The following is a 23532-nucleotide window of genomic DNA, read 5'->3' on the forward strand; positions in this document are numbered from 1 at the left end:
AGATTTCCGCGGCGATGGGCGCGGGGCGACGGCGAGGTGGCAAGTGGCGGATTACGAGAGCATCTGGAGCGATCTCCAGGGCGTCCCGTTCTCACAGGGCTACCTCGACGCGCGCGGCGTACGCACGCGCTACCTGCACGTCGGTGACCGGGCCAAGCCGGCGCTAGTGCTGCTGCACGGTTCCGGCGGCCACGCCGAGGCCTACGTCCGCAACTTGGAGGCGCACGCGGAGCACTTTTCGACGTGGGCGATCGACATGCTCGGCCACGGCTATACCGACAAGCCCGGCCACCCATTGGAGGTGCGCCACTATGTCGACCACCTGGTCGCGGTGCTCGACACGATCGGTGCCGACCGTGCGCATGTGTCCGGGGAGTCGCTGGGCGGCTGGGTGGCCGCCCGCATCGCCATCGACCATCCCGAGCGTGTGCACCGATTGGTCCTCAACACCGCAGGCGGCTCGCAAGCCGATCCCGCAGTGATGCACCGGATCATCACGCTGTCGATGGCGGCGGCCGAGAACCCGAGCTGGGAGACGGTGCAGGCGCGGATCAAATGGCTGATGGCCGACAAGTCGAAGGATTACGACGACCTCGTCGCGAGCCGGCAGCGGGTGTACCGCCAGCCCGGGTTCGTCGCCGCGATGCGCGACATCATGGCGTTGCAGGATCCGAGAATCCGCGCGCGCAACATCCTCGGTCCCGACGAGTACGGGTCTATCACCGCGCCGACGCTTGTGCTGTGGACCAGTGACGACCCCACCGCCGACGTGACCGAGGGGCGCCGGATCGCGTCGATGATTCCCGGGGCGCGCTTCGAGGTCATGTCGGGCTGCGGCCACTGGCCGCAGTACGAGGACGCCAAGACGTTCAACAGGCTGCACATCGAGTTCTTGCTGGGGCGGCAATGAATCCGGATGTCGTGATCGTCGGCGCCGGCCCGGTCGGCCTGACGTTGGCGAACATCCTTGGGCTGCAAGGGGTTCGGACCCTCGTGGTGGAGGAGCGCGACACGCTCATCGACTATCCGCGCGGCGTCGGCCTCGACGACGAAGCACTGCGCACGTTCCAGTCGATCGGCCTGGTGGATCAGATTCTTCCGCACACCGTGCCCAACCAGATCCTTCGGTTCTTCGACGCCAAACGTCGGCTGCTCGCCGAGATGGCGCCACCCGACGCGCGGTTCGGCTGGCCCAAGCGCAACGGCTTCGTGCAACCGATGGTCGATGCCGAACTGCTCGCCGGATTGGACAGATTCGACCACGTGCAGTTGAGGTGGGGGCACCGCATGGAGGGCTGCGAACAGTCGCCTGACGGTGTCACGGTCCGCCTCGTGTCGAGCGCCGGATCGTCGAACGTCGACGCGCAGTACGTGATCGGCTGCGACGGCGGTCGCAGCGCCACCCGCCGGCTGATGGGTGTCTCTTTCGACGGCACCACGTCGTCGACGCGCTGGCTGGTGGTCGACGTCGCCAACGACCCGCTCGGCCATCCCAACAGCGAGGTCGGCGCCGACCCCGAGCGACCCTACGCGTCGATTTCGATTGCCCACGGCATTCGGCGCTTCGAGTTCATGATCCACGCCGACGAATCCGACGACGTCGCCGAGGACCGCGCGTTCATCAGACGCATGCTGGCCCGACTGGTACCGCACCCCGAACGGGTCGACGTGATCCGCCACCGGGTCTACACCCACCACTCGCGCATCGCCGGCGCGTTCCGCAGCGGACGACTCCTGCTGGCCGGTGACGCCGCCCATCTGATGCCGGTCTGGCAAGGACAGGGCTACAACAGCGGCATCCGCGACGCAGCGAATCTGGGCTGGAAACTCGCCGCGGTGGTCAATGGCCAAGCCGGGGACGCGCTACTGGACACCTACGACGTCGAGCGCCGCAAGCACGCCAGGGCCATGATCGACTTGTCGACGATGGTGGGCCGGGTGATCTCGCCGACCAACCGCCGCGTTGCGCGCCTGCGCGACAACGTGATTCGAGCCGCCTCGGTGGTGCCCACGCTGAAGCGCTACGTCCTCGAGATGCGGTTCAAGCCGATGCCGCGCTACGAGCAGGGGGCGGTGTACCACGAGGAGCCGCGCTCAGCGGCTTCCCCGGTGGGCACCCTGTTCGTGCAGCCGCGGGTGGACACCAGAGACCGCCGGGATGTGCTGCTCGACGACGTGCTGGGGCCCCGATTCTCGGTGCTGTGCTGGAACAACGATCCCCGCGCGCTGCTCGGAGCCGACGCGTTCGAGCGCTGGAAAACGCTGGGCACCAGGTTCGTCGAAGGACGTCCGCTCACCCAGCTGCACTGGCCGGGGCACGATCACCCCGACGTCGTGGTCGTCGGAGACCGTACGGGCGGGCTGAAGGCGTGGTTCGACGCGCACACCGAATCCGTGCTGTTTTTGCGCCCGGACCGCTGCATCGCCGGAGCGTGCATTGCGCAGCGAGCACCCGAGATCAGCACCGCCCTGTTCGACGTCCTCGGTCTGACGCAGAGAGGAGGCAAAGGATTCCATGAAGGCGACTCTGGCGCTGTGCTGTATGTCGCACAGCCCGCTGCTGAACCTTCCCGGACCGTCGCAAGATCTCCTTGATGACGTCAACACCGCACTGTCGGCTGCGCGAGAGTTCGTGCGGCAGTTCGATCCAGAGCTCGTCGTGATCTTCTCGCCGGACCACTACAACGGCTTCTTCTACAAGCTGATGCCACCGTTCTGCATAGGAACCGCGGCCACCGGCGTCGGCGACTTCGGCACCCAGGCCGGTCCGCTCGACGTACCCGACGACATCGCGACGGACTGCGCCCAAGCCGTGCTCGACGCGGGCGTGGACGTCGCGATCTCGGCGAGCATGGACGTGGACCACGGCACCGTGCAGCCGCTGCAGATCTTGTTCGGCGATGCCACGGGCCGCCCGGTGGTGCCGATCTTCATCAACTCGGTCGCCACGCCGCTCGGGCCGGTCAAGCGCGCCCGCGCGCTGGGTACCGCCGTCGGCCGGTTCGCCGCCACACTGGGCAAGCGTGTGCTGATCGTGGGATCCGGTGGGCTGTCGCATGATCCGCCGGTCCCGACGCTCGCAACGGCGCCCGCCCCTGCGTTGGAGCGCATCCTGCACGGACGGCCGATGACGACCGAACAACGCCAGGCGCGGCAGACCGCGGTGATCGGCCTTTCCCAAGAGTTCGCTGCGGGCCGCGGCCCGATGCACCCGCTGAATCCCCAATGGGATCAACGCCTCCTGGACATCTTCGACCGCGGTGACCTGATCGAGCTCGACAGCTGGTCGAACGACTGGATCGCGCGCGAGGCCGGCAACTCCGCCCACGAGATCCGCACATGGCTGGCGGCTTTCGCGGCACTCGCCAGCCAGGGGCCGTACCAGACGCAGGTCCGCTACTACCGTGCGGCACCCGACCTGATCGCGGGCTTCGCGGTGCGGACGGGAGTCGGCAGGGCTGCCGATGAGTGAGGACTTCGACCGCGTCGTCGACGTCCTCGTCGTCGGCTCCGGCGGCGGCGGAATGACCGCGGCGCTGGCCGCCGACGCCTTCGGGCTCGACACGCTGGTGGTCGAAAAAGCGCACTGCTTTGGGGGATCCACCGCCCTGTCGGGTGGCGGCATCTGGGTTCCGGGCGCTCCGGCGCAGCGCCGACAAGGCTATCGACCCTCACCGGACGAAGTCTTCGACTATCTGCGCCAGATCACCGGCGGCCTCGTCAGCGATGCCCGCCTGCGCCAGTACGTCGACGCCGCGCCGGAGATGATGGAATTCTTGGAGAAGCTCAGCCCGTGGTTCGAGTTCGTCTGGAAGCCCGGCTACGCCGACTACTATCCCGAACTTCCCGGCGGCTCCGAACGGGGCAGCACCATCAATGTGCCGGCGATCGATCTGCGCAAGCTCGGTGACGACGAACAGAACCTGCTGCAGCCACTGGCGTTGGCGCCCAGAGGCATCTGGCTGGGACCCAAGGATCTGCGGCTGTTCTACCAGGTGCGCCAGTCGTGGCGCGGCAAAGCCGTTCTGGTCAAGCTGATCTGGCGCGTGTTTCGGGCGCGCGTGTTCGGGGAGCGGATGGCCGCGATCGGCCAGTCGCTGGCGGCCCGGATGCGTCTGGCGATGAAGGACCGCGGCATTCCGCTGTGGCTGGGTGCGCCGATGACGGAGCTCATCACCGGTCCTGACGGTGCGGTGGTGGGCGCGGTCGTTGAGCGCAACGGCCGGGCATTGCGGATCGGCGCCCGCGGCGGGGTGATCCTTGCCGCCGGTGGCTTCGACCACGACATGGCCTGGCGCAGGCAGCACCTGCCGGTGCTGGACCGCGTGCGCGAGGTCAGCGGCGACAAGGTGGACTGGAGCTTCGGCAACCCGCTGGCGCTGGGCGACGGCATCCGCGCCGGTGAAAAGGTCGGCGGCGCAACGGATCTGCTCGACGAGGCGTGGTGGTTTCCGGCGATCTGCTGGCCCGATGGCCGGCTGCAGTTCATGCTCAACGAGCGGATGATGCCGTCGCAGTTCGTGGTCAACGGCGACGGCGAGCGGTTCGTCAACGAGGCCGCGCCGTACATGGATTTCGCGCACGCGATGATCGAGGGCGAGAAGTCGGGCGTCAGGCACATCCCGTGCTGGCTGATCACCGACATCAGGTCGTTTCGCCGCTATGTGGTGGCCGGGCACCTGCCGATACCGAAAGTGCCGTTCGCGCCGGTACCCACCGGCCGCAACGTGCCTCGGGCATGGCTTGACTCGGGCGTGGTGAAGGAAGCCGACAGCTTCGAGGAGCTGGCCGCCAAGATCGGAGTGCCGCCCGATAACCTGCGCCGGACGGCCGAGCGATTCAACGAGCTGGCGCGCAACGGCCACGACGACGACTTCAACCGCGGCGACAGCGCCTACGACAACTACTACGGCGATCCGACACTGCCGAATCCGAATCTGTATCCGCTGGGCGAGCCGCCGTACTACGCGTTCCAGATCATCCTCGGCGACCTCGGCACGTCGGGCGGGCTGCGCACCGACGAATTCGCCCGGGTGCTGCGCGACGACGGCACCGCGATTCCCGGACTGTATGCGACCGGGAACACCTCGGCTGCCGTCATGGGACGCAGCTATGCCGGCGCCGGTGCCACCATCGGTCCGGCCATGACATTCGGCTACGTGGCAGCCAAGCACATCGCGGCTCATCTACCGGCTCACCAAAACACCAGTGCGACTAGCGATTCGACGCTCAACCGGAGGTAGCACATGAAGATATCGCTTTTCTACGAGTTTCCCTTGCCGCGGCCGTGGGCGCCGGACGACGAGCACAAGCTGTTTCAAGACGGGCTCGACGAAGTGGAGCTGGCCGACAAGGCCGGCTTCTCCACGGTGTGGCTGACCGAGCACCACTTTCTCGAGGAGTATTGCCATTCGACGGCGCCGGAGATCTTCCTGGCCGCCGCCAGTCAGCGCACCAAGAACATCCGCCTGGGCTTCGGCATCATGCATCTTCCCCCGGCGGTCAACCACCCGGCGAGGGTGGCAGAGCGCATCGCCACGCTCGATCTGCTGTCCAACGGCCGCGTCGAATTCGGCACCGGTGAGTCGTCGTCCGTCGGCGAGCTCGGTGGTTTCGGGATCGACCCGGCAGACAAGCGTGCCATGTGGGAGGAAGCCCTCGAGGTTGCGATTCGCTGCATGATCGAAGAGCCGTTCAGCGGGTTCAAAGGCCAGCACGTCGAAATGCCGCCCCGCAACGTGATCCCCAAGCCGCTGCAGAAGCCTCACCCGCCGGTGTGGGTGGCGTGCACCCGGCCGGCGTCGGTGCAGATGGCCGCCCAAAAGTGCTTGGGCGCACTGAGTTTCGCCTACACCGGCCCCGGCCCTCTCGCCGAACGCGTCAACGGCTACTACAAGGAGCTCGAGGAGAACGGCGTTCCTGTCACGCCGCAGGTCAACCCGAACATCCTCGCCATCGGCGGCGACCTGTCGATGATGGTTGCGCCGACCGACGAGCAGGCCGTGCAACGCCTAGGCAAAGGCGGCGGATTCTTCGCGTTCGGAATCATGCACTACTACATGACCGGAATGCACACGCCCGGTCGGACCGGCGTCTGGAAGCGGTACCTCGAGGAGATCGAGAAGGATCCGACGGTCGCGTACGGCCCGGGCCGCGGGGCAATCGGAAGTCCCGCGACGGTGCGTGAGTTCCTGCGCGGCTACGAGGAGAGCGGGGTCGACGAACTCATCTTGCTGCTGACACCGCGCACGCACGAGGCGACGATGGAATCCATCGAGCTGATGGGCAAGCAGGTGTTGCCGGAGTTCATCGAGCGCGACGAGAAGGCCAGGGCCGAGAAGGCCAAGCGACTGGAACCGATAATCGAGAAGCTCGAAGCGCGCCGGCCTGCCGCCACCGCTCCGGAGTTCGACGAGAGTTATGCATTCGGAGGACTGCCCACCGGCCGCAACAGCTACACCGCCAACGAGGTGTCGTTGGCGATGGACGAGATGACCGCCGGCATCGAGGAGGCCGCCAAGAAGCTCAAGTCAGGGGAGGGCTGGACCAGCAGAAACCCGGATGCCGATACCCGGACCCGCAAAGGACAACAGGTCTAGTGCAAAACTCGTGATCGATGGAAGAAATCGAGCAGCTGTGGCGCTACGACGGCAAGCGGGTCGTCGTCAGCGGCTGTGCTTCTGGGATCGGTGAGCACGTCGCGCGGCAGCTGTCACAGCTCGGGGCGGAGGTCGTCGGCCTCGACCGGCATCGGCCGGCCCTGCAGCTCAACGAGTTTCACGAAGTCGACCTCGCCGAACCGGTGTCGATCGACCGTGCAGCGTCGGCGGTCGGCGCCCACGTCGACTCGCTGTTCAACGTCGCCGGCGTGTCGTCGGGTATCGGCAACCCGCTGCTGGTCACCACGATCAACTTCCTCGGGACTCGCCACCTCACCGAGGCGCTGTTGCCCGCGATGCGCGCCGGCTCGTCGGTCGTGTGCGTCTCGTCGCTGGCCGCGGCTGACTATCTGGACCACCGACAGGCCACCGCCGGGCTGGTGCGGACGAGATCGTTCGAGGACGGGCTGGACTGGTGCCGGCGCCACCCGGAGGAACTGGCCGACGGGGGATACCGGTTGTCGAAGGAAGCGATCATCTTGTACTGCATGACCAACGCCGCCCCGCTGGGCGCCCGGGGCATTCGCATCAACTGCACCGCGCCCGGGGTGACGGAGACGCCGATCCTGGACCAGTTGCGCGCGTCGTACGGGCAGGCGTACCTCGACACCATCGCCAAGCCGTTGGGCCGGGTGTCGGGGCCGTCCGAACAGGCGGCGGTGCTGGTGTTCCTGAACAGCGCTGCCGCCAGCTACATCACCGGTCAGGTGCTGTGGGTTGACGGCGGCAACGTCGCCAGCCGCATCGCCGCCACCTTGGCAGGACGCGAATAGTGGCCACTCTCAACGACTTCCGCCGCATCGCCGACGACGTGCGCAACTGGGGCCGCTGGGGTGACGACGACGAGCTGGGCACGCTGAACTTCATCACCGCCGAGAAGGTGCAGCAGGCCGCCAGTCTGGTCAAACACGGCAAGGTGTTCCCGCTCGGCGTCGACTTCGGCTCGTCGGGTCCGCAGGGCGCATTCCACTACCGGCCCAACCCGCTGCACGTGATGACCGTCGACGGCGGGGACGCCCGCACACTGGTGGAGTACGGGCCCAAATGGTTGCGAAACCCGACGGCCGTGCAGTTGAGCGGCTACGCCGAGAGCGGGCCGATGCGATTCAACGACGACATGATCATCATGCCGTTGCAAGCGGCCACCCAGTGGGACGCGCTGTCGCATGTGTATTACGACGACCAGCTCTACAACGGTTTCCCGGCCAGTTCAGTGACCAGCCTGGGAGCGTTTCACTGCGGCATCGACAAGGTCGACGTCAAGGGCATCACGTCGCGCGGCGTCCTGCTGGACATCGTGCGGCTGCGCGGTGTCGCGACGTTCTGTGAACTGGGCGATCCGATCACACCGGAAGAGCTCGACCAAGCGGCTCGCACTCAGGGCGTCACGGTGCAACGCGGCGACATTGTGCTGGTCCGAACCGGTTGGTGGGCAAGGTTTCTCGAAACCGGCGACGGATCGGAGCCGGGAGCCGGTCTGGATTGGCGCTGCGCGTCGTGGATGCACGACCACGACGTCGCGGCGGTGGCCGCCGACAACCTGATGGTCGAGGATCCCGTGTCCGGTGTCGACGGCGCGATCCTGCCCATGCACATGCTGTGCCTTCGCGACATGGGTCTGATGCTCGGCGAGTACTGGAACCTCACCGCGCTGGCCGAGGACTGCGCTGCCGACGGCGTTTACGAATTCCAGCTCGTCGCACCGCCGTTGCGTGTTACCGGAGGCGTCGGGTCTCCACTCAATCCGATTGCGATCAAGTAGGTGGACATGACGGCAAGCTCAACAACCGCCAGCGGAACCTTCGACGACGACCGGCGTAGGCCCCTCATCGTGGGGCTCGGTGGCACCCTGCGGGCGAACTCGTCGACCGAGCGGGCATTGCGGTACTGCCTGGAGGCGGTGGAGCGGCAAGGCGGCCGCACGAGGCTGTTCTGTGGGCGCGACATCGATTTGCCGATGTACGCGCCGCACGAACTGTCCCGCACACCGAAGGCCGCAGAGCTGGTCAACGCGCTGCGTGACGCGGACGCGGTAGTGGTGGCCTCGCCCGGCTACCACGGCAGCGTGTCGGGGTTGATCAAGAACGCGTTGGACTACATCGAAGATCTGCGGGAAGACGAGCGGGTGTACCTGGACAACACGCCGTGGGGATGCATCACATGCGCCTATGGCTGGCAGGCCGCCGTCGGCACGCTCACCCACCTGCGCAGCATCGGGCACGCGTTGCGCGCGTGGCCTACCCCGCTGGGCGTCGCGATCAACTCAGCGGACAAGATTTTCGACGAGAACGGCGAGTTGATCGACGAGACCATCAAGAGCCAGCTCGAATTGATGGCCACCCAGGTGCTGACCTTCGCTCAGTCCGCCGGCGGGGCGAGCTGAGCAGTGCCGGCGCAGCGCAAAACCGTCGACGTCGGTGGGCTTGCCACCAGTTATCTCGAAGCCGGACAGGGCGATCCGGTGGTGCTGCTGCACGGCGGCGAATTCGGGGCGAGCGCCGAACTGGGCTGGGAGCGCAACATAGGCGCCTTGGCCGAGCGTTACCGCGTGCTGGCCCCGGACATGCTGGGTTTCGGGCAGTCGGCGAAGGTAGTCGACTTCACCGACGGGCGCGGCATGCGGATCAGGCACATCGCCCGGTTCTGCGCCGAAGTAGGCGCCGCGTCAGCACATTTCGTCGGGAACTCGATGGGCGCCATCAACCTGCTCGTCGACGCGACGTCCGACGCACCGGTGCTGCCTGCCCGCAGCATCGTCGCGATCTGCGGCGGCGGGGACATCGAGCGCAACTCCTACGTCGATGCGCTGTACGAGTACGACGCGACATTGGAGGGCATGCGCCGCATCGTCGAGGCACTGTTCTTCGACCCGTCGTTCCCCGCTGACGACGACTACGTGCGGCGGCGCTACGAGTCGAGCATCGCGCCCGGTGCATGGGAAGCGCTGGCGGCGGCCAGATTTCGGCGTCCCGGGCTCGAGCCGCCGCCGTCGCCGTCGAGTGCCCGTGCCTACGAGCGCATCGCGGTGCCCACGCTCGTCGTCGAAGGCGGATGCGACAAGCTGCTTGCCCCGGGCTGGGCGGCGAAAATCGCCGATCAGATTCCGCACGGCCGATCCGCGGTGATCGAGGCCGCCGGTCACTGCCCGCAGATCGAGCAACCCGAAGTGGTCAACTCGCTTCTTCTGCAGTTCTTCTGCGAGGCAAGCAAGTTCGGTGTACCGGCCGACGCGAAGGGACAGCGCGATGAGTAGCGACCTGGCGGGGAAGGTGGCCATCGTCACCGGCGGTGCCTCAGGACTCGGGTATGCCACCGTGGAGAAATTCATCACGGAGGGGGCACGAGTGGTGATCGCCGACCTCGACGAAGACAACGGTGCGGCGTTGGCAGACAAATGTTGCGACCAAGCCGTGTTCCGGCGCGTCGACGTGTCCGACGGCGAGCAGGTGAGCGCATTGGTGGCGACCGCCGTTGACACGTTCGGCGGTCTGGACATCATGGTGAACAACGCCGGAATCCCGAGCCGGATGCACAAGAGCCTGCTGCACGACGATTTCGGGGACTTCCAGCGAGTGATGGCCGTCAACCTGCTGGGTGTCATGATCGGAACCCGCGAAGCCGGCAAGCACATGTCGCAGCACGGCGGCGGGTCGATCGTCAACGTGTCATCGATCGGCGGCATCCAGGCCGGGGGTGGGGTGATGACGTACCGAGCGTCGAAGGCTGCGGTGTTGTACTTCACCAAGTGCGCGGCGATCGAACTGGCCCCGTACGGAATTCGCGTCAATTGCCTTGCGCCGGGCAGCATTCCGACACCCATTCTCGCGGCGTCGGCCAAGCAGTTCAGCGAAGGGGCACGCGAGGCGTTCGTCAAGGCGTCGCGACAGAGGATGCGGGACAACCGGCCGCTGCAGCGCGAAGGCACACCGGAGGACGTGGCCGAGGCGGCACTCTATTTCGCCAGTGACCGCTCGGCCTACGTCACCGGCACCGTGTTACCGGTCGACGGCGGCACCGTCGCAGGCACGCCGATTCGGCGCCGGCTGAAAGGAGATGGGTGATGACATCGTCCGTCGTTGTCGTCATCGGCGTGGGCGGCATGGGCGACGCGATCGCCCGGCGGCAGGGGACCGGCCGCACCGTGCTGCTCGCCGACTTCGACACCACTGCGCTGGACGCTGTGGCGTCGAGCCTCGAGGGTGACGGGTACGACGTCGTGGCCCAGCGGGTCGACGTCGGTGACGCGGACTCGGTCGCCGCGCTCGTGAACACCGCCGCGTCCAAGGGAGCGGTGAGTCAGGTCGTCCACACCGCGGGTCTGTCGCCGGTGCAGGCGAGCGTGGAAGCCATTCTGCGCGTGGACCTCTACGGTGTCGCGGCGGTATTGGCGGCTTTCGGCGACGTGATCGCACCGCAGGGGACCGGGGTGGTGATCGCCAGCATGGCGGGCCACATGCTGGGAGAACTTCCGCCGGACCAGCAGAAGGAGCTGGCCACCGCACCCCCGGACCGGCTGCTGACGCTTCCCTACCTGCAATCCGACCACATCTCGCAGCCAGGACACGCCTATGCGCTCGCCAAGTACGCAAACCGCCTGCGTGTCATGGCCGAAAGCGTTCGATGGGGCAAGCGCGGCGCCCGGGTGAACTCCGTCAGTCCCGGGGTGATCTCCACGCCGATGGGACGCGCCGAACTCGAAGGAGAAAGCGGCCAAGTCATGCGCGCGATGGTCGACGCGTCCGGAACGGCGAGGGTCGGTACGCCGTTCGACATCGCGAACGCGGTGGCGTTTCTCCTCGGCCCGGAATCGTCGTTCGTCACGGGGACCGACCTTCTCGTCGACGGCGGGGTCGTCGCGGCGATGAGGTCCGGCGCCCTCGGGTGATTCGTTGTCAAGCGGGTTATGGTTTCTTGCGCCCGGATCGGCTGAGCCGCCACTCCGGCGGGAAGTTGAGGTCGTTGTCCTTGACCACGTTGTTGAGGCCCTTGCCGAATGTCCCTTCGGTGAGGTCGACTTCGTCGTCCTGATCATTGGCGATCAACGGCAGCATTCCCTCGATCATGCCGGTCAGCAGACTGCCGAAGTATTCGCCCTTGTACTGCTTGTACAGCTCCAGAAACGTCTTCTGCACCGCAACCGTGTCCGTCGGGCGCGAACGGGAGCACGCCATCGCGTACTTGAGTGTCTCGTCCTCGAGCTTCTCGCGCGGCACCACGCTGTTGACGAAGCCGCAGTCGTACATCTCCTTGGCGCTGAAAGGCCGTCCGGTGAACAACATTTCGGAGAACTTGCGCAATCCCATGGTCTCGGCCCACCACCACAGCCGAGGTCCCCAGCCGACGTAGCGGAATGCGGGGTGACCGAACAGGGCGTCGTCGGAGGAGACCACCAGGTCCGCGTCGGCGGCCTGATAGAAGTGCCAGCCGTAGCAGTAGCCCTTGGCTTCGACGATGCTGATCTTGCGCAACTCTTGAAGCGGCCGATTGCCTGCGCGGGCTTTCGCGTAGAAGTCGGTGACGGTGGACAGATAGCGGTACGAGCCGCCCGGCGGGTATTTGACGTTGTCGTCGTTGATCGCGAGTTCGTGCAACAGCGGCATGCCCGGGTTCTCCAGCATGTCGCGCTGCTCGGGTAGGTCGCCGCCGCTGCCGAAATCATCGCCCTCGCCCCGGATGACGACGACTTTCACCTCGTCGTCGACGTTGCACTTGTGGATCAGGTCGGCGTAGTTGTGACGCATGCCCAACGTGGTGGAGTTCTGCGCCTCCGGGCGGTCGAAGGTGATGTAGGCGATCCTGTTCTCGACGTCCTTCTCGAACTTGATGTATTGAGCGGCTTCGCGCTTCATCTCTTCGTAGTCGTAATCAGGCATATCCCTCTCCGGTCAGATGGTTTGCGTTGACGTCGTCGATGTCGTCGATCTCGGCGCATGCGGCGGGAGCCGCCGTCAGTGTCTCAGCGTCGGCTGCCCATGCGGGCTGTTTCTACTCTCCGCTTAGCACGCGAGAGCTCGGCTGCCCACCCGTTAAATCAGTCGCTTGACTTAACTGGCCGGGCGTGCTGGACTGAGCGCCATGAGTACCGCCTCGCGGGCGTCGTCGCGATGACCACGCCCAGAGCGCTGCGCAGTGATCGCGCCAACGGCACCCGCGAAGCGATTCTGACTGCCGCGGAGCGGCTGTTCGCTGAGCACGGCGTGTATGCCGTGTCCAATCGTCAGGTCAGCGAGGCTGCGGGCCAGGGCAACAACGCCGCGGTGGGCTACCACTTCGGCACCAAGACCGATCTGGTGCGCGAGATCGAGCACCGGCACCGCGTGCCCATCGAACGGCTCCGCGAGCAGATGGTCGCCGAGACCGGCGACTCCGCCGAGCTGCGCGACTGGGTGGCGTGCCTGGTGTGCCCGCTCACCGATCATCTCGCCGAGCTCGGCAACCCGAGTTGGTATGCGCGGTTCGCCGCACAGGTGATGGCCGACCCTGCTTACCACAAGATCGTCGTCAAGGACGCGCTCAGCTCGCCGTCGCTGGTGCAGGTCATCGGCCGGATCAACCGCTGCCTTCCCGACCTTCCCAAACACGTACACACCGAACGCAGCGTGATGGCGCGAAACCTGTTGATGCACACCTGCGCTGAACGGGAACGCGCGATGGCGGAGAACGCGCCGCTGGCGCGGCCGGGCTGGCAGGCGGCCGCATCCGGTCTTATCGACGCGATCGTGGGCCTGTGGCTGGCGCGGGTGACGAACACCGGGAGGCGGGGACGATGAAAGTTGTTGTCGATCAAGACAAGTGCGTGTCATCAGGCCAGTGCGTGCTGAACGCAAGCATCGTGTTCGACCAGCGCGATGACGACGGGGTGGTGGTGCTGCTGACCGAGCACCCGCCTGCCGATCAGCAAGAGAACGCCCGCAAGGCGGCCGCCGCGTGTCCGGCGCAGGCCATCGCCATCGAGGAATGAGAACAGTGCCATGTCTGACACGCTGACCGCGACGGCCGCCGGCACGACCGCCGAGATTCCCGACTACCCGATGGAGCGCTCGCCGGCGTGCCCGTTCGCTCCGCCGCCAGGAGTTCGCGAACTCGCCGCCCGAAAAGGATTGAGCAGGGTCAAGATCTGGGACGGCAGCACACCGTGGCTGATCACCGGCTACGAGGAGGCACGCACGTTGTTCGCCGACTCGCGGGTGAGCGTCGACGACCGGCGCCCCGGCTTCCCGCACTGGAACGAAGGCATGCTCGCCACCGTCCACAGGCGGCCGCGGTCGGTGTTCACGTCCGACGCCGAGGAGCACACCCGCTTTCGCCGCATGCTGTCCAAACCGTTCACGTTCAAGCGCGTCGAGGGTCTGCGGCCGGCGATCCAGAAGATCACCGACGACCACATCGACGCGATGCTCGCCGGGCCGCAGCCGGCCGATATCGTCACGGCGCTCGCGTTGCCCGTCCCGTCGCTGGTGATCAGCGAGATGCTCGGGGTGCCATACGAAGACGCCGGGTTCTTCCAGCAGCACGCCAACATCGGGCTGGCCCGCTATGCCACCGCCGAGGACACCGCGAAAGGCGCTGCGGGACTTGCCAAGTACTTGGCCAATCTGGTGCAAGCCAAGATCGACAACCCCGCCGAGGACGCGGTATCCGATCTGGCCGAGCGGGTCAAGGCAGGCGAGCTGAGCGTCCGGGAGGCTGCTCAGCTGGGCACCGGCCTGCTGATCGCCGGCCATGAGACCACCGCGAACATGATCGGGTTGGGCGTGCTGGCCCTGCTCGAACACCCGGACCAGCTGGCGGTCATCCGCGACACCGACGACGCAGGCGTGGTGGCGGCCGCGGTCGAGGAGCTGATGCGTTACCTGTCGATCATCCAGAACGGGCAGCGGCGCGTCGCCGTCGAGGACATCGAGATCGGCGGCGAAGTCATCAAAGCCGGCGAGGGCATCATCATCGACCTCGCGCCGGCGAACTGGAATCCCAAGGCTTTTCCCGAACCCGACAAGCTCGATCTGCGGCGGTCCGACGCCGCACAATTGGGGTTCGGATACGGCCGGCACCAGTGTGTCGGCCAGCAGCTCGCCCGCGCGGAGCTGCAGATCGTCTTCGCCACGCTGTTCCGGCGGGTTCCGACGCTGCGGCTGGCCAAGCCGATCGGCGAAATCCCGTTCAAGCACGACCGGCTTGCATACGGCGTCTACGAACTGCCGGTCGTCTGGTGATCCGGCGACGTTCCCGAGATTTCGACAACGGAGGTCAAACAGATGTCCCCTTCAACTACCGCCACGTTGTATCCACCGGGCGGTTTCGGCGCGCCCAAGGACCGCCGGGGCCACGCGGCCGGGTCCGTCGGTCTTCCCGAAGGTACCGAGGTGTTTTCGGCGGACAACCACATCTCGCTGGCCGACGACATCTTCTACGAGCGCTTCCCCGACGACCTCAAAGACAAGGCGCCGCGGATCTGGTACGAGGACGGCGCCTACATGGTCGGCCGCAAGGGCCAGAACTTCTTGCCGGGTGACTTCAGCCGCGTGCTCATGCAGTACGACGACCTGCCGGGCGCGGCCACCAAGGACATCCAGGCGCGAATCCGCGAACTGCACGAAGACGGCGTCGACAAGGAGCTCGCGTTCCCCAACGCCGTGCTCGCGTTGTTCCACTTCCCCGACAAGCAGATTCGGGAACGTGTGTTTCGCATCTACAACGAGTACATCGCCGATCTTCAGGAGCGGTCCAACGGTCACTTCTACGGCGTCGGACTGATCAACTGGTGGGATGCCAATGGCACGCGCCGCACGCTCGCCGAGCTGAAGTCTTTGGGACTCAAGACTTTCCTGATGCCCGTCAATCCCGGCAAGGACGACGACGGCAACGTGATCGACTACGGCAGCACCGCGATGTCACCGGTATGGGACGAGATCGAAGAAGCCGGCTTACCGGTATCGCACCACATCGGCGAGACTCCGCCGAAGACGCCGTGCGAGTTCAACAGCGTCGTCGTCGGCATGATGGTCAACGTCGACGGCTTCCGCGAGGTGTTCTCCAAGTACATCTTCAGCGGCATTCTCGACCGGCACCCCAAACTGCGGATCGGCTGGTTCGAGGGCGGGATCGCCTGGGTGCCATGGGCTTTGCAGGATGCCGAACATCTGCTGGCCTCATATCAGCACATGTTCAACCACAAACTCGATCATGACATCCAGTACTACTGGGACACCCACATGAGCGCGTCGTTCATGGTCGATCCGCTGGGACTCCAGTTGATCGACAGGATCGGTGTGAACAAAGTGATGTGGTCGTCGGACTATCCGCACAACGAGAGCACGTTCGGGTACTCGGAGAAGTCGCTGGCCGCGGTCGTGGAGGCGGTGGGGCCGCAGAACGCCGCGCGAATCTGCAGCGGCAACATCAAGGAGTTCCTAAGTCTCGCATGACCACCTCCGTCTCCCCGGCGTCGTCTGGCTTGCAGATTCCGGTCGAACCGGACTTCGCGCGGATGTACCGCGAAACCGGCGCCCGGCTCCGGTCGGCGATGGCCGACAGCGGTATCGACGCGCTGCTTCTGCTCGGCAACGGCAACGTCGTCTACGCGACCGGGGCCGCCTGGCCGCTGCTGGACGCCGGTCTGTCGCATGTCGAACGGCCGGTGGCCATCGTGCTGGCCGCCGACGAGCATCCTCACCTGTTCATGCCGTTCCGGGAAGGAGCCTCGTTCTGGTCGCAGGTTCCGGCCGATCACCTCCACCCGCCGCTCTACCTCGAATTCGACGAGGGTATCGAGCATTTGGCGCGGGTGCTGGCCGAGCTCGTCCCGCCGGAAGCGACGATGGCGGTCGACGAGCTGACCGGTGCGATGCGTCGCGCAGCCGGCAGGCTTTTTCCCGGCGGCGCGCCGTCGGACGCGGCGTCGGTGGTGGGGGCAGCCAAGCTGGTCAAAACCGTCGACCAGATCGCTTGTATTCGCACCGCCTGCCGCATCACCGAGCGGGCGGCGGCCGAGGTGCAGAAGGAGTTGGTGCCGGGGGTACGGCAGATCGACCTGTCGGCGAGGTTCGTGCGCCGCGCCTTCGAACTCGGCGCCACCACCAACATGCTCGAGGCGATCTGGCAGGTGATGCCCGGCACCAAAGCCGACGGCGTCTGGACCACCCACGGCGACCTCGCGCTGCCGCTGCTCACCACGGAGCGAGCGCTGAGGAAGGGCGATGTGCTCTGGACCGACGTCAGCATCACCTACGCCGGATACTGCTCGGACTTCGGCAGGACCTGGCTCGTGGGCGAGCAGCCGACGCCGCGGCAGGCCGAGCAGTTCCACCGGTGGCGGCACATCCTCGAGGCGGTCCTCGACGTGACGAAAGCCGACGCGACGTCAGGAGACTTGGCCCGAGCAGCGATCGCCGCCAACGGCGGGCGCAAACCGTGGTTGCCGCATTTCTACCTGGGCCACGGCATCGGCACCAACGCGGCCGAAACTCCGATGATCGGCACTGACCTCGGCGAGGAGTTCGACGACAACTTCGTGTTCCCGGCCGGCATGGTCCTGGTGCTGGAGCCGGTGGTGTGGAAGGACGGCACCGGCGGTTACCGAAGCGAGGAGATCGTGGTCATCACCGACGACGGCTGGATGTCGCTCACCGACTACCCGTATGCGCCGTATGGCGACTGAAATCCTGCCCGATGCGCGGGCATTGCGGATCAGCCGCCGAGAGCGGGCGTTCGCCGCGATGGCGGCCCACGAGCTCGACGTGCTGGTGTTGGGTCGACAAGCCAACGTCCGGTATTTCACTGGGGCGCCTCAACTTTGGGTGGCGGGTACGCGGCCGTTCGGACCGATCTGCACTGTGGTCCGCGCCACCGGTGAAATCTATCTGAACAGCACCTGGGACGAGGGGATACCGGACGACATCCCACACGACCACCTGTATGGGCTGGCGTGGAACCCGATGACGTTGATCTCCGTGCTGCAGCGCCTCGACGGTGCGAGCAGCGCACGCAGGGTCGGAACAGACGCGCTGTCACCGACTTTCGCCAACCTGCTTCCGATGGCTTTCCCCCAGGCGGAGATCGTCGACGGCGAGTTGGCGATGCGAGCCGCGCGCAGGATCAAGACTGCCGAGGAGATCGCTGCCGTTCGTTCGGCCTTGCGGGTCGCTGAAGACGGACTGGCCGCCGGTGTGGCCGAATTGCGGCCCGGGATCAGCGAAAGGTCCTTGGCCGGTGCGCTTCTGGAGGCGATGGCGGCGGGCGGCGTGAGCACCCCCGCCACGCAGGACGCGGCGTGGGTGACCTCGCGTGAACATCCGTGGCGGCGGGCCCGTGGTGACGGCCGCGTGCAGGCCGGCGACCTGGTGGCCTTCTCGGCCGGGGTACTGGCTGACGGTTACGTCGGCGAGGTGGGCCGGACGTGGCCGGCTGACGGCGACGACGCCGAGCCAGTCCGTCACCTGTATCGGCGCTCGAATGCGTTGTGGGACAGACTCATCGACGCGTGCCGGCCCGGTGCTCCGGCCGCCGATCTGCTCGCCGCGTACGAGGCGGCCGGTGAGCCGCTGCCTCCCATGCCCGTCGCTCACGGCCTGGGGCTGGGGTTCGATCCGCCGGTGGTGACCCCGCACCTGTCGCGAACCGCCGCGCAGGAGCGCCTGCAGCCGGGAATGGTGCTGGCTGTCACCGGTTACGTCTTCGCCGAAGGCATCGGCGCGGTGTACCGGCGCGACGCGGTGCTGATCGGCACCCACGGGCCGGAGGTGCTGACGTCGAGCCCGTCGTACGGCGCCCGTGTCGGATTCAGCTGAGGACCACCCGATGCCGGTTAGGCCGCCCCCCGAACAGATCATTCTCTACGACAAAGATCCGGCGACCAAGATCGCGACGATCACGTTCAACCGCCCGGAGTTCCTCAACGCACCCACCACCGCCGCGCGGTTGCGTTATGCCGACCTTCTGCACGGTGCCACTGTCGACGACGACGTCAGAGTCGTGGTGATCCGCGGCGTCGGCAACGACTTCGGCAGCGGTGCCGACCTTCCCGTGGTCATCTCGTCCGAGGACGCGCTGTTCGGCCACCCGTCGTTCCGCTATTACGGTTGGGGACCGCGGATGTGGACCTGGGTGCCCAACCGCCAGCGGAAGGGCTGACGGGTGGTGTCCCAGAACGCCCCACTGGGCGGGCTCGTCGTCGTAGAACTGTCCACCGGTATCGCAGGCGCCTACTGCACGAAGCTGCTCGCCGACGCCGGCGCGACAGTAATCAAAGTGGAAGCACCGCAAGGTGATTCGCTGCGGCAATGGACGGCGTCGGGGGCGGCGATCGACCCCGGCTCCGACGGTGCGCTGTTCACGTTCCTGGCGGCCGCCAAGCACAGCGTGGTCGTCGACCCCGACGACGCCGCCGACGTCGGCCTGCTCCGCGAGTTGCTCGCCGGCGCCGACGCGGTGGTGTGGTCGCGCGGGTCGCCGGTCGCCGAACTGCCCGCGTTCGCGCCGTCCGAAATCCGCCGAGCGCACCCGCATCTGACCGTCACCTCGATCACGCCGTTCGGCCTCGACGGACCGTGGCGTGAGAAGCCGGCAACCGAGTTCACACTGCAGGCGTGGTCCGGCGGGATCATCGGCCTCGGCCGCGGTGCCCCGGACCGGGCACCGGTATACGTCGGCGGCCGAGTTGGTGAATATCTGGCCGGGGCGTATGCGAGCGCTGCGACGCTGTTGTCGCGCATCGGCGGGCGTAGGGGAGAGCTCATCGACCTGTCGATGCTCGAGGTGGACATCCTGGCGCTCACCTACTACCCAGTGACGTTTTTCGAGATGCTCGGCCGGCCGTGGCGCACGGAACGCAAGCTCACGGTGCCCGGGATTGCCGCTGCCAAGGACGGTTTGGTGGATTTGGGGTGCGGAACCGCGCAGCAGTGGTTCGACCTTTGCGTGATGATCGGCCACGAGGAGTGGATCGACGAGGAGTCGCCGCTGTCGATCACCGAGCAGGCCAACGAGAGGGCCGCCGAGATCTACGAGTGGGTGAGAAGCCACACCGTCGACGAGATCCGGGAACTGGCAACGGCTTTCCGCATCCCCAACGCCCCCGTGGCCAACGGCGCCAACATCGAGTCACTCGAGCACTTCCGGGTCCGCGGATCTTTCGTGGAAAACCCGCGCGGCGACTTCCACCAGCCTGGCCATCCTTACCGCATGCAGCCGCAGGTCTTGCGGCCCCCGGCGGCCGCTCCGCGACTCGGTGAGCACACCGAGCACTATCGGCGAAACACCCCGGACCGCCGCGTCAACCGGCCGCCCGCTGACGAGTCGACGGACTTGCCGCTGCGCGGTATTCGCGTGCTCGACATGACCACGTTCTGGGCAGGACCCTCCTGCACCCACATGCTGGCACTGCTCGGCGCCGACGTGATCCACGTAGAGTCCACCCGGCGCCCCGACGGCACCCGTCTCATCGCTGGCGTGCCGGTCACCGAGGAGAACTGGTGGGAGAAGTCGCCGATCTTCTCGGCGCTGAACACCAACAAGAAGAGTGTGACGCTCGATCTGCAACGCCCACGCGGACGGGATATCCTGCACCGGCTCATCGCCGCGTGCGACGTGTTCGTCGAGAACTTCACTCCCCGGGTGATGGATCAGATCGGCCTGAATTCCACTGTGCTCAAGCGCATTCGGTCAGACTTGATCGTGCTGCGGATGCCCGGCTTCGGCCTCGACGGGCCGTGGCGCGACAACCCCGCGTTCGCCTACGCCATCGAGGCGGCGGCTGGACTGAGCTGGCTGACTGGATATCCGGACCGCCCACCCTACGAGCCGTATTCCGTGGGCGACCCGAACGCGGGCGTGCACGCCCTCAACGGGCTGCTGCTGGCACTGGAGCACCGCCGCCGAACCGGTGAGGGCATGTTGATCGAAGCGTCGATGGTGGACGCCGCGATCAATGTGTCTGCCGAACAGGTCATCGAGTACACCGCATACGGCGCGCTGCTGCAGCGGGCCGGCAACCGCGGGCCGACGGCCGCGCCGCAGAACCTCTACGCCACATCAGACATCGACGAGTTCGGCCGCGCCGACTGCTGGGTCGCGGTCGCGGTTGCCACCGACGACCAGTGGTTGCGACTGCAGCAAGCCATGGGTAACCCCGCGTGGGCGGCGAACCCCGACTTCGACACCGATGCCGGCCGACGCGAACACCACGACCTCATCGACAAGCACCTTTCCGCGTGGTGCGCCAAACAGTCAGGCGACCGGATCGTCGAGCTGCTCTGGGAAGCGGGAGTGCCAGTGGCCAAGGTCATCCAGCCCCATCGGCAGACCGAACTGCCGCAGCTGGCGTTCCGGCGTTTCTTCGAGGAGGTGTCGCATCCCGTCAACTCGGCCGCGCCGCACAGCACGTTGCCGATGCGATTCTCCAGCGGCCCGCACCGGTTCCACCGGCGGCCCGCTCCGTTGCTGGGTGAGCACAACCATGAGGTGCTGTCCGAATTAGGTTTGAGCACAACCGAAATCGACGAGCTAGAGGCGATCGGAGTGATCGGCCGAGCGCCCGCGAGATGATCACGAGACGAGCCTGTCCAGTCCTGGCTCGCCGAGCTTCGAGCGGATGACGCCCCACGGATCGGCGTATTGGCCCGGCCAACCGCGATAGGCGTGACGGCGTCTCACGTACCGTCTCACGAGTGGCGTCATGAGCCGCGCAGGATACCGTTTCCAGCCAGTGCGTGCTCGCATCTCGGCGAGCATGCGGGGCCACGAATAATGCTGGAACGCCAGCAGTTTCTGTCCGCGGCTGGGGTCCATCCAGCAGTTGGGGTACCAGTCGTCGCTATTCGGATCGCCACGGCGGCCACCCGTGAGCACCCCGGGGAATCCTCTGGCCGCCACGCTGTCGTTGCCCACGTCGCGGTAAGTGAGGCGGTGAGTTTCGTCGCCCGCCACCGGCAGGATCTCCCCCACGACATCTGCAGTGGTCGCCGCTGCGATTGCGGTGGCGACGTCGCGGGTGTCGACGGTGTGCACCCGCCCATCGGTCGGCAACAGTGTTGTGAGGAACAAGGTGTCCGCGTCGAACGGCGCTTCGGCCGGATCGGCGCTGATCACCCCGCCGAGCCGCAGGATCACCCACTCGAGTTGCGACGCGCGCACCAGGTGCTCGGCTTCGAGCTTGTGACCGCCATACAACTCGCAGGGGCGTGGTGGTGTGTCGGCGTCGACCAGATCGGTGATGCGGTACGGGTTCGGCCCGCCGTAGACCCCAGCGCTGGACGCCTGCACGAAGCGCGGTGGCCGAGGCAGGGCTTGGGCCGCCCGCAACAACGACGCCGTGCCGTCCACGTTGACTCTGCGGGCGAACCCGGCGTCGCGATACACCGCCGGCGGTATGACCGCAGCTAGGTGGACGATCACGTCCGGCACGGCCTCCGCAACGACGCGCTCGATGGCGCCCGGATCCGTCAGATCGGCCCATCTCGCTTCGATTCCGGGCGCAAGTCGCTTGGCCGCCTTGCGATTAGCGGCACCGCCGCGGGCGGTGGCGACCACGTGCCAGCCTTGGGCGGCCAAGGTTCTGACTGTCGTGCGCCCGACGAGACCGAACGCTCCTGTGACAAGCACCGTCTCGGACATGGGCCGCCTCTTTGTGTCGCCGACCCGGATTATGACATTCAGCGACGACGCCGAATGAGCAATCGCATCAGGACTTCGCGGTGTCCAGCCCCGGGTCGCCGATCCGCGCGCGAATGGCCGCCCATGGGTCGGCGTAGCGGCCCGGCGACTTGTAGTAAGCCCCTTTGCGTTCCACGTACATTCGGGCGAACGGAGAGATCAGCCGCAGCGGGTAGCGTTTCCAGCCGGTCTGCGCGCGCATCTCGGCCAGCATGTCAGGCCACGAATGGTGCTGGAACGCCAGCGCCTCTTGCGCCGGGGCGGTGTCCATCCAGTCGGTGATGAACCAGTCGTCCTCGCTGTCCGGATTGCCCGGGCGGCCTTCGGGCAGCACGCCGACGAATCCGCGTGCTTCGGCGAGCGCGCGGCCGACCTGGCCTTGCCTCAACCGGTGCGAATCGTCTCCGGCGATGAGAAAAACTCGACCGACGACGTCGGCGGTGACGGCCCTCGCGAATGCCGTGGCGACGTCGCGGACGTCGACGCCGTGAAATCGTCCGTCGCTGGGCAACGTGCTTTCGAAATACAGCGCCTCGGATGTGAACGGCAGGGCCTTCGGGTCCACGCTCATCACGCCGCCCAATCGCAGCACGACCCATGGCAACTGCGATGACCGCACCAGCTCCTCGGCCTCGAGCTTGTGGCCGCCGTACAGTTCCGTCGGCCGGGGTGGCGTGGTGGCGTCGATGGGATCTGGATGCAGATGCGGGTTACGCGACCCGTAAACCGCGTTGCTGGACGCCACCACGAAGCGGGGGGGAACCGGCTGCGCTTCGGCCGCGCGCACCAACGCCTTGGTGGCGTCCACATTGACCAGACGCGCACGCGCGCGGTTGCGATAAATCGGTGGCGGGATCACGGCGGCCAGGTGGATGATCGCGGCGGGCGCCACCTCCGACAGCAAGCGGTCCACCGCGGCGGCATCGGTCAAGTCGGTCCACCGCACGCTCACCCGCGACGGCAGACTCTCGGCCCGTTTTCGGTGGACCGGGGTCTGCAGATCGACGGCGACCACCTGCCGTCCCTCGGCGGCCAGCCGCTTGACAGTCTCAGAGCCGACGAGGCCGAAGGCGCCCGTGACGACCACCGTGTCGGACATGGGCCTCCTCCGGCCGGTTGCGGTGATTATGCCATTCTCAAAAAATGAGAGTAACATATCCGCAGCCTGGAGCACTCTAACAGGGTCGAAACCGCATGTCCATCGACGAACGCGACGAAGCCGTGC

General features: G+C 66.6%; 21 protein-coding genes and 1 pseudogene. 19 read left to right on the forward strand and 3 right to left on the reverse strand.

The features are described from left to right. Nucleotides 1–43 precede the first annotated feature (43 nt). Genes AC5Y4N_RS13605 through AC5Y4N_RS13655 form a run of 11 tightly spaced genes read left to right on the forward strand, consistent with a single transcriptional unit; the run spans nucleotide 44 to nucleotide 11544 of the window. A complete protein-coding gene (locus AC5Y4N_RS13605) occupies nucleotides 44–910 on the forward strand; it encodes an alpha/beta fold hydrolase (protein ID WP_499909122.1) in 867 nt (288 codons plus the stop codon). Continuing rightward, on the forward strand, nucleotides 907–2595 hold the full coding sequence (locus tag AC5Y4N_RS13610) for a bifunctional 3-(3-hydroxy-phenyl)propionate/3-hydroxycinnamic acid hydroxylase (protein ID WP_499909120.1): 1689 nt from the start codon (nucleotides 907–909) through the stop codon (nucleotides 2593–2595). The genes AC5Y4N_RS13605 and AC5Y4N_RS13610 overlap by 4 nt, the downstream gene beginning before the upstream one ends. Further along, nucleotides 2543–3472, forward strand: a complete 930-nt coding sequence (locus AC5Y4N_RS13615) for a 3-carboxyethylcatechol 2,3-dioxygenase (RefSeq protein WP_499909334.1) — start codon at nucleotides 2543–2545, stop codon at nucleotides 3470–3472. The genes AC5Y4N_RS13610 and AC5Y4N_RS13615 overlap by 53 nt, the downstream gene beginning before the upstream one ends. Beyond that, nucleotides 3465–5243, forward strand: a complete 1779-nt coding sequence (locus AC5Y4N_RS13620; RefSeq protein ID WP_499909118.1) for an FAD-binding protein — start codon at nucleotides 3465–3467, stop codon at nucleotides 5241–5243. Before AC5Y4N_RS13615 ends, AC5Y4N_RS13620 begins: the two co-directional genes overlap by 8 nt. A 3-nt stretch (nucleotides 5244–5246) precedes the next feature. Further along, the gene (locus AC5Y4N_RS13625; protein ID WP_499909116.1) at nucleotides 5247–6599 is read left to right on the forward strand and encodes an LLM class flavin-dependent oxidoreductase; all 1353 of its coding nucleotides are present in this window, start codon (nucleotides 5247–5249) and stop codon (nucleotides 6597–6599) included. Between the two features lie 17 nt (nucleotides 6600–6616). Continuing rightward, complete coding sequence (locus AC5Y4N_RS13630) at nucleotides 6617–7432, forward strand: coniferyl-alcohol dehydrogenase (RefSeq protein ID WP_499909114.1); 816 nt, start codon at nucleotides 6617–6619, stop codon at nucleotides 7430–7432. Next, complete coding sequence (locus AC5Y4N_RS13635; RefSeq protein ID WP_499909112.1) at nucleotides 7432–8421, forward strand: cyclase family protein; 990 nt, start codon at nucleotides 7432–7434, stop codon at nucleotides 8419–8421. Before AC5Y4N_RS13630 ends, AC5Y4N_RS13635 begins: the two co-directional genes overlap by 1 nt. A 6-nt stretch (nucleotides 8422–8427) precedes the next feature. Further along, nucleotides 8428–9042, forward strand: coding sequence for an NADPH-dependent FMN reductase (locus AC5Y4N_RS13640; protein ID WP_499909110.1), 615 nt, complete (start codon nucleotides 8428–8430; stop codon nucleotides 9040–9042). Nucleotides 9043–9045: 3 nt separating this feature from the next. Then, complete coding sequence (locus AC5Y4N_RS13645; RefSeq protein WP_499909107.1) at nucleotides 9046–9912, forward strand: alpha/beta fold hydrolase; 867 nt, start codon at nucleotides 9046–9048, stop codon at nucleotides 9910–9912. Then, complete coding sequence (locus AC5Y4N_RS13650; RefSeq protein WP_499909105.1) at nucleotides 9905–10720, forward strand: SDR family NAD(P)-dependent oxidoreductase; 816 nt, start codon at nucleotides 9905–9907, stop codon at nucleotides 10718–10720. The genes AC5Y4N_RS13645 and AC5Y4N_RS13650 overlap by 8 nt, the downstream gene beginning before the upstream one ends. After that, nucleotides 10720–11544, forward strand: coding sequence for an SDR family oxidoreductase (locus tag AC5Y4N_RS13655; protein ID WP_499909103.1), 825 nt, complete (start codon nucleotides 10720–10722; stop codon nucleotides 11542–11544). The genes AC5Y4N_RS13650 and AC5Y4N_RS13655 overlap by 1 nt, the downstream gene beginning before the upstream one ends. A gap of 16 nt (nucleotides 11545–11560) precedes the next feature. Here the strand turns inward: AC5Y4N_RS13655 and AC5Y4N_RS13660 are convergent, their stop codons facing one another. Beyond that, nucleotides 11561–12532 (reverse strand): enoyl-CoA hydratase/isomerase family protein, encoded by a 972-nt coding sequence (locus tag AC5Y4N_RS13660; RefSeq protein ID WP_499909101.1) that lies wholly within the window; start codon nucleotides 12530–12532, stop codon nucleotides 11561–11563. A gap of 99 nt (nucleotides 12533–12631) precedes the next feature. Between AC5Y4N_RS13660 and AC5Y4N_RS13665 the strand changes: the two genes are divergently transcribed. From AC5Y4N_RS13665 to AC5Y4N_RS13700, 8 genes and pseudogenes are all read left to right on the forward strand, one after another. Then, nucleotides 12632–13429 carry a TetR/AcrR family transcriptional regulator gene (locus AC5Y4N_RS13665; RefSeq protein ID WP_499909099.1) on the forward strand — a complete coding sequence of 266 codons (798 nt, stop codon included), beginning with the start codon at nucleotides 12632–12634 and terminating at the stop codon, nucleotides 13427–13429. Then, complete coding sequence (locus AC5Y4N_RS13670; protein ID WP_499909097.1) at nucleotides 13426–13620, forward strand: ferredoxin; 195 nt, start codon at nucleotides 13426–13428, stop codon at nucleotides 13618–13620. The genes AC5Y4N_RS13665 and AC5Y4N_RS13670 overlap by 4 nt, the downstream gene beginning before the upstream one ends. Before the next feature lie 10 nt (nucleotides 13621–13630). Then, the gene (locus AC5Y4N_RS13675; protein WP_499909095.1) at nucleotides 13631–14872 is read left to right on the forward strand and encodes a cytochrome P450; all 1242 of its coding nucleotides are present in this window, start codon (nucleotides 13631–13633) and stop codon (nucleotides 14870–14872) included. Nucleotides 14873–14914: 42 nt separating this feature from the next. Further along, complete coding sequence (locus tag AC5Y4N_RS13680; protein WP_499909093.1) at nucleotides 14915–16084, forward strand: amidohydrolase family protein; 1170 nt, start codon at nucleotides 14915–14917, stop codon at nucleotides 16082–16084. After that, the gene (locus AC5Y4N_RS13685) at nucleotides 16081–17316 is read left to right on the forward strand and encodes a M24 family metallopeptidase (RefSeq protein WP_499909091.1); all 1236 of its coding nucleotides are present in this window, start codon (nucleotides 16081–16083) and stop codon (nucleotides 17314–17316) included. The genes AC5Y4N_RS13680 and AC5Y4N_RS13685 overlap by 4 nt, the downstream gene beginning before the upstream one ends. Beyond that, nucleotides 17306–18445 (forward strand): M24 family metallopeptidase, encoded by a 1140-nt coding sequence (locus tag AC5Y4N_RS13690; RefSeq protein ID WP_499909089.1) that lies wholly within the window; start codon nucleotides 17306–17308, stop codon nucleotides 18443–18445. The genes AC5Y4N_RS13685 and AC5Y4N_RS13690 overlap by 11 nt, the downstream gene beginning before the upstream one ends. Before the next feature lie 10 nt (nucleotides 18446–18455). After that, nucleotides 18456–18764: pseudogene (locus tag AC5Y4N_RS13695) on the forward strand (enoyl-CoA hydratase-related protein); the annotation flags it as partial. A gap of 30 nt (nucleotides 18765–18794) precedes the next feature. After that, nucleotides 18795–21200 (forward strand): CaiB/BaiF CoA transferase family protein, encoded by a 2406-nt coding sequence (locus AC5Y4N_RS13700; protein ID WP_499909087.1) that lies wholly within the window; start codon nucleotides 18795–18797, stop codon nucleotides 21198–21200. Here AC5Y4N_RS13700 and AC5Y4N_RS13705 read toward each other — a convergent pair whose 3' ends face one another. Both AC5Y4N_RS13705 and AC5Y4N_RS13710 read right to left on the reverse strand, forming a co-directional pair. Next, a complete protein-coding gene (locus tag AC5Y4N_RS13705; protein WP_499909085.1) occupies nucleotides 21201–22268 on the reverse strand; it encodes an NAD-dependent epimerase/dehydratase family protein in 1068 nt (355 codons plus the stop codon). Nucleotides 22269–22335: 67 nt separating this feature from the next. Next, on the reverse strand, nucleotides 22336–23406 hold the full coding sequence (locus AC5Y4N_RS13710; RefSeq protein WP_499909083.1) for an NAD-dependent epimerase/dehydratase family protein: 1071 nt from the start codon (nucleotides 23404–23406) through the stop codon (nucleotides 22336–22338). Between the last annotated feature and the right edge of the window lie 126 nt (nucleotides 23407–23532).

Source organism: Mycobacterium sp. NGS19, from assembly GCF_059813155.1.